This is a genomic window from Fischerella muscicola PCC 7414 (genome assembly GCF_000317205.1).
GTDB classification, from domain to species: Bacteria; Cyanobacteriota; Cyanobacteriia; order Cyanobacteriales; family Nostocaceae; genus Fischerella; species Fischerella muscicola.
In genome coordinates, this window is sequence record NZ_AJLK01000029.1 from 37,667 (window position 1) to 44,038 (window position 6,372).

At 39.8% G+C, this 6,372-nt stretch carries 5 protein-coding genes; 1 reads left to right on the forward strand and 4 read right to left on the reverse strand.

Features of this window, described 5'->3' with window-relative positions; genetic code table 11:
- Nucleotides 1–46: 46 nt before the first annotated feature.
- The 4 genes from UYI_RS0104090 to rfbC form a co-directional block, all read right to left on the reverse strand.
- The gene (locus UYI_RS0104090; protein WP_016865397.1) at nt 47–895 is read right to left on the reverse strand and encodes a glycosyltransferase; all 849 of its coding nucleotides are present in this window, start codon (nt 893–895) and stop codon (nt 47–49) included.
- Nucleotides 892–1,968: a glucose-1-phosphate thymidylyltransferase gene (locus tag UYI_RS0104095; RefSeq protein WP_016865398.1), complete on the reverse strand. Its 1,077-nt coding sequence runs from the start codon at nt 1,966–1,968 to the stop codon at nt 892–894. Before UYI_RS0104095 ends, UYI_RS0104090 begins: the two co-directional genes overlap by 4 nt.
- Nucleotides 1,969–2,440: 472 nt before the next feature.
- Entirely contained in the window at nt 2,441–3,322 is an 882-nt protein-coding gene (rfbD, locus tag UYI_RS0104100) for a dTDP-4-dehydrorhamnose reductase (protein WP_016865399.1), read from the reverse strand.
- A gap of 557 nt (nt 3,323–3,879) precedes the next feature.
- Complete coding sequence (rfbC, locus tag UYI_RS0104105; RefSeq protein WP_016865400.1) at nt 3,880–4,449, reverse strand: dTDP-4-dehydrorhamnose 3,5-epimerase; 570 nt, start codon at nt 4,447–4,449, stop codon at nt 3,880–3,882.
- Nucleotides 4,450–4,583: 134 nt separating this feature from the next.
- Between rfbC and UYI_RS31910 the strand changes: the two genes are divergently transcribed.
- Nucleotides 4,584–6,308: an anthranilate synthase component I gene (locus UYI_RS31910; protein WP_016865401.1), complete on the forward strand. Its 1,725-nt coding sequence runs from the start codon at nt 4,584–4,586 to the stop codon at nt 6,306–6,308.
- Nucleotides 6,309–6,372 lie beyond the last annotated feature (64 nt).

The following is a 6,372-nucleotide window of genomic DNA, read 5'->3' on the forward strand; positions in this document are numbered from 1 at the left end:
ATATATTAGATACCAGACTTCTTCAAGAATTCGGGTATCTTGTTGTTTACTCATTACCTCTTTTCCAAAAATAAAGAAAAACTCCATATATTTTCCCCAACCCTATCTGAGGCTTGATGAACATTAAGAACAACGCATAAAAAAACAGTCTGGTTAATCTCAAGCTAAAAACTAGTTGATTTGTATATCTATCTAAACTTAGTAAATAACCATAAGTACTATTTTTGATTTTGCGGAAGACATATTTATTAGTTATAGAAGACGGTTGATGTATAACTCCAAATTTCTGAGTTACTGCGATTAAATGTCCTTGTTGGGTGTAACGTTGACAAAAATCAAAGTCTTCATAATAAAGAAAGTAAGCAGGGTCAAATAAAGGGCATTTCCCAAAATTGGAAAGATTAATGATGAAACTACAACCTGTTATCCAATCACATTTAATATAATCTTGGTTTTGCTCAGTGAAGAAATTACGAGACGAAATTTCACCTGTTTTAACATTAAAATAACCACCTGCAAACCAAACTTCATCAGCAGGAGTATGAATAATTGTGCCAAGAATAGAAATTTCGGGATAAGATTTAAAAAATGATTGAACTTTCTCTAAATCACTTTCTATTAAATATGCATCCGGATTAATTATCCAAACAATTGCCTGTGGTTCTTGAGCATATATAAATTTCAGACCAAGATTACAGGCATTACCAAACCCTAAATTCTTGGTAGCATTCAAGATAATTACATTCTCATCTTTTAGACTAACAATGGAATTATCATCACAAGAGTTGTTGATAATAATTACTTGGAAACCTAATTTTTTATCCCTGGGTAGAGAACTTATTAATTTGGCAATAAGATTTGTTGAATAATAGTTGACTGTTAAAAAATAAATCACGTTAATTCAATTTGACAGTCATCACCAATCATAAACCGCAAAGCTTTAGGACGCTGTGGTGCAGTAGTTAATTGCGCCCTTTGTCCAATCACACTGTCAATTATACGTTGATGAATTCCTGTTATTTTAGCACCTTCCAAAACTACACTATGCTCTATGTCGCTTTCAATAAGTTGGGTATTATCGGCAATACTGGTGTAAGGGCCGATAAAGCAGTTTTCTAAATAACAATTGCTACCTATAACTACAGGACCACGAATAGTAGTGTTCACTAGTTGAGAATTAGCACCAATTTGAACTCGTCCAATGATATTACTTTCGGCATCGATTTCCCCTAAAATTTTTGTGTTTAAGTAGGTGTCCAGAATCAGACGATTCGCTTCTAGCAAATCATCTTTTTTACCAGTATCTAGCCACCAGCCTTCCAATTGGCAGGCTAGAACTTGCTTTTGCTGATCTATTAGATATTGAATAGCATCGGTGATTTCCAGTTCACCTCTTGCGGAAGGTTGGATACAGGCGATCGCATCATGGATAACATGAGAAAAAAAGTAAACTCCTACTAATGCCAAATTAGATGGGGGTACTTTGGGTTTTTCGATTAACTGCAAAACTCGCCCTGTTTCATCAATCTTAGCTACACCAAAGGCGCTAGGATTGCTGACTTGACGCAGGAGAATAATGGCATCTTGCTGTTGAGTAGTAAATTTTTGTAAAAAGTAGCTTAAATCGCCTTGTTGAATTAAGTTATCGCCTAAGTACATGACAAAAGGCGAATTTCTTAAGAAGGGATAAGCAACTTTCACGGCGTGGGCAAGTCCAGCTGGTTTGTCTTGTAGGATATAAGTAATTTTTGCGCCAAAGCGATCGCCATTTCCGGTTTTGGCTTGTACTTCTGTTCCAGTTTCTGGGCTAATGATGATGCCAATATCAGTTATGCCAGCAGCAACCATCTCTTCAATGCCATACCACAAAATTGGTTTATTGGCAACGGGAACCAGTTGCTTTGCCCCTGTATAAGTAAGAGGGCGTAAACGAGTACCTTTACCGCCAGCCAGAATTAATGCTTTCATGTTGTTTGTTGGTGGTTGTTTGTTGGTAGTTGTTTGGTTAGGAGGGCACAGCTAGCTATGCACCCGTACAGTAATTAGTAGATAGTGGTTGTGGTAGTAGAAAATGGGGTAATAAAAATAAAAAACACATCAATTACTAATTATTAACTAACAACAACCAACAACCAACCATCAACAATCAACTAACTAACAACAACCAACAACCAACCATCAACAATCAACTAACTAACAACAACCAACAACCAACCATCAACAATCAACTAACTAACAACAACCAACAACCAACCATCAACAATCAACTAACTAACAACAACCAACAACCAACCATCAACAAGCAACAATCAACTAACTACCAACAACCAACAACCAACCATCAACAAGCAACAATCAACTAACTACCAACAACCAACAACCAACCATCAACAAGCAACAATCAACTAACTACCAACAACCAACAACCAACCATCAACAATCAACTAATTACCAACTCTTTCAACATTTTCCTTAATCTCTGCCGCCAGTGGGGTGCATGATTTCCCAAAGTCTCAGTTATTTTGGCACATGCTAGAACTGAGTATGCAGGTCGACGGGCAGGTGTGGGATATTCTGAAGTAGTTATCGGAACAATTCGCTGTACTTTCAGAGGAAACCCTAATTCTTGGGCTTCTTCAAAAATTGCAACAGCAAAGTCATACCAGCTAGCAACACCACTGTTTGTATAGTGATAGGTTCCAGCAATTTCTGAATTCAACAAAGGTATTAATTTGGTTATGCTTTCTGCTATGTCTGTTGCCCAAGTAGGACTACCAATTTGATCTGCAACAACACGAATTTCTTCTCTTTCTCTTCCTAGCCGTAGCATTGTTTTGACAAAATTGCTTTTGCCAAAAGTGCCATAAACCCAAGCAGTACGCAGGATGAGATGATGAGTGTAAGTCTCGCGAATAGCTTCTTCTCCTGCTAGTTTAGTTTGACCATAGATACTTAAAGGGTTAGTTTTATCTGTCTCTTGATAGGGACGACAGCTGTTACCATCAAAAACGTAATCGGTGGATATGTGAATTAGAAAAGCTTGTTGTTTTTTGGCTTCCTGTGCGAGAATTTGCGGGGCGATTGTATTAATAGCTTTTGCTAATTCTGGTTCACTTTCAGCTTTATCAACAGCAGTATAAGCAGCAGCATTGATAATGATTTGTGGTTGCTTTTCTCTAATTAAATTGCATACAGTATCTGGCTGGGCAAGGTCTACCGTAGGACGTGCGACTGAAATTACATTTGCGTAGGTTGATAAACTTTGTTGCAGTTCTTTGCCTAATTGACCGTTGGTGCCGATTAGTAGAATTAGTTTACTCATAAATTGATGTTTTAAATAATACTTATAAGCTCCTGATTATGCAGCAAATCACCGATTTTTTAAGGTTTTTTTAATCTTAAATCAGCGGATGTCATTATGTGAATCATGAACAAAGATATAGGCAGGTAGCGATCGCCTTTTTCATGGTTAGTACAAAAATCCTTGAGTACTACTGCAACCTTGTGTTTTATTTCTTCTATTTTTTACACTATGTTACACACTTTGTTAGGTTTTATTGATACAATTATGCCCGTGTGTTCCCTTTTTATATTTTGTTAGACCTCAGCTATAAGAATTACTGTTTTTTATAGTCTTGTTTGTCTGTGGATAAGTAGAAGGCAGACAGCAGAGGACAGATAGCAGAAGGAAAAACCCTCTTTCTAACAGAGTTCCAAAAATTAGCATTTTACATTTGATTATGTCTAGCTACTTATTTCATATCCAAAATTGTAGAAGTAGTTGACCCATCATAGCAGTGAAATAGCCAGCTAATTCGGTGTTTTCTAGCCTCTAATTTTGGGAAAATATGCCACAGATTACGCCACAACCAAAATCATCTACTTCATAGCCAAAATTGGGGATTGAGTATAAACTTCGGACTCTTTTAAAGGTTTACCTGCTTTGTCTTTAGCAGATAAGATTGGTGATGTGGTGAGACGCCAATCTATCGCCAATTCGGGATCATTCCAAAGGATGCATCGTTCATATTGGGGTGCGTAATAGTCTGTGGTTTTATAGAGGACTTCGGCAACTTCTGAAAGGACAACAAATCCGTGAGCAAAGCCTGGTGGTATCCAAAGTTGGCGTTTGTTCTCGGCATTGAGTTCACAACATATCCACTTACCAAAAGTCGAGGAGCTTTTTCTGATATCTACAGCAACATCAAATATACTACCGATTACTACTCTGACTAACTTTCCCTGTGGTTGTCGAATTTGGTAATGTAAACCACGCAAAACGTTTTGTTTAGAGTAAGAATGGTTGTCTTGAACAAAGTTAAATAAATTACTAGTTGCTTCAGCAAATTTTTGGTAATTATAGCTTTCAAAGAAAAAGCCACGATCATCTTGGAAAACTTGAGGTTCGATGATGAGAATATCAGGAATTTTAGTACGAATAATCTTCATAATAGTGGAAAATATACTTATTCATAGAGTATACAAAATTACTATAAAATAAATCAATCACATATAGCAAAAATACACTCAATATTAATTTTCAATTATCTCCTAGATTACTGCTGATTGAGCTAGTCAAATTTATGACACAACCTTGGTATTGGCGATCGCTTCCTTTAGAAAATCGCACTGGTTCCCATATTTTTAAAGCTTTATTTGGTTTTACACAGACATCAGGAATAGCAACTTTATTAGAAAGCCCATACCCGACACCCACAGATAATCCTCAATTAGCCCGTTATTCTATTTGTGCAGGTACTCCTCGATATGTGAATGGACATCCCCAAATGTGGACTCCTGCGCTGGGAAATGTTTTACCCTTTCTGGAACAGTTACTGCAAGCAAAAGTAGGGGAAGGTGGGGGACATGGGAGACAAGGAGGAGAAAATACTTTTTACACCCCTCACACTCCCCCCACCTCCCCAACCCCCCACCTCCCCTTCACCGGGGGTTGGCTGGGTTGGTTGGGATATGATATCGCCAGAGAAATTGAACGGCTACCATACACTAAATCTGATTCATTGCCATTTCCAGTTGCTTTTTGGTACGAACCAGATAGTTTTGCTGTTTTGGATCATTGGGATCAAATCTTATGGTTAGCCGCCAGTAGTCCCGATGGGTTGGATGAGTTAGAGAGGAAACTTGAACAGGAAGATGATGGGGAGATTGGGAGATTGGGAGATGCGGAGATGCAGAAAATCCACCCCATCACCCCACCACCCCACCACCCCACCCTCCGCTTCCACAGTTCTCAAGAAGAATACGAAGCAGCAGTTAACAGTGCCAAAAAATACATTCAGGCAGGAGACATCTTTCAGGCTAATTTGTCGTTGCGGTTTGAAACGCAAACAACTGCTTCTGGTTGGGAAATATATCGTGCTTTGCAGCAGATCAATCCTTCTCCCTTTGCTTGCTATTTCCAAACACCTTGGGGGGAAGTGATTAGCTGTTCACCAGAGAGACTAGTCAAGTCACAAAGACATACAGACACGACATTTCACGTCTCCACCAGGCCGATCGCAGGGACGCGATCGCGTGGGATCATGCCAGAACAAGACCAAAAATTAGCAGAAGATTTACTCAATAACACTAAAGAGCGTGCCGAACATATCATGTTGGTAGATTTAGAACGCAATGATTTAGGACGGGTGTGTGAATGGGGAAGTGTGAAGGTTGATGAATTATTAACTATTGAGCGATATAGCCACGTTATGCATCTCGTCAGCAACATCACAGGTACTCTCAGACATGATGTTAGTGCTGTTGACTTGATTCGTGCCATATTCCCTGGTGGTACAATCACAGGCTGTCCCAAAGTCCGCTGTATGGAAATCATCGAAGAACTAGAACCTGTACGGCGTAGCTTGTTCTATGGTTCCTGCGGCTACTTGGATTGGCAAGGTAACTTGGATTTAAACATCTTAATTCGCACCCTGCTGTTGGTTCCCTCCTCACCTGAAGAGGTGCGGGGAGATAGGGAGGTGGGGAGGTGGGGAGTTGAGGAAAATATCGAATTAGGTTCTCCCCATCACCCCATTGCCCCCCAACCCCACAAAGTGGGGACCCCTAGCCCCCCATCACCCCATCATAGAAACCCCATCACCCCATCACTCAACACCGTCTGGGGACAAGTGGGAGCGGGAATTGTCGCAGACAGCGATCCCGAGCGAGAATGGCATGAATCTTTACATAAAGCTCAGGCACAACTACAGGCACTAGCAAGTGTTTTCGGGGATCAGGGAATAGGAAGGGAACAAGGGAGACAAGGGAGACAAGGGAGACAAGGGAGACAACAGAAGGGGGAGTAGTAAACCACTAACCACTAACCCTACCCTTACCTTAAGCCACTACCCTGCCTTAAGCCGCTACCTG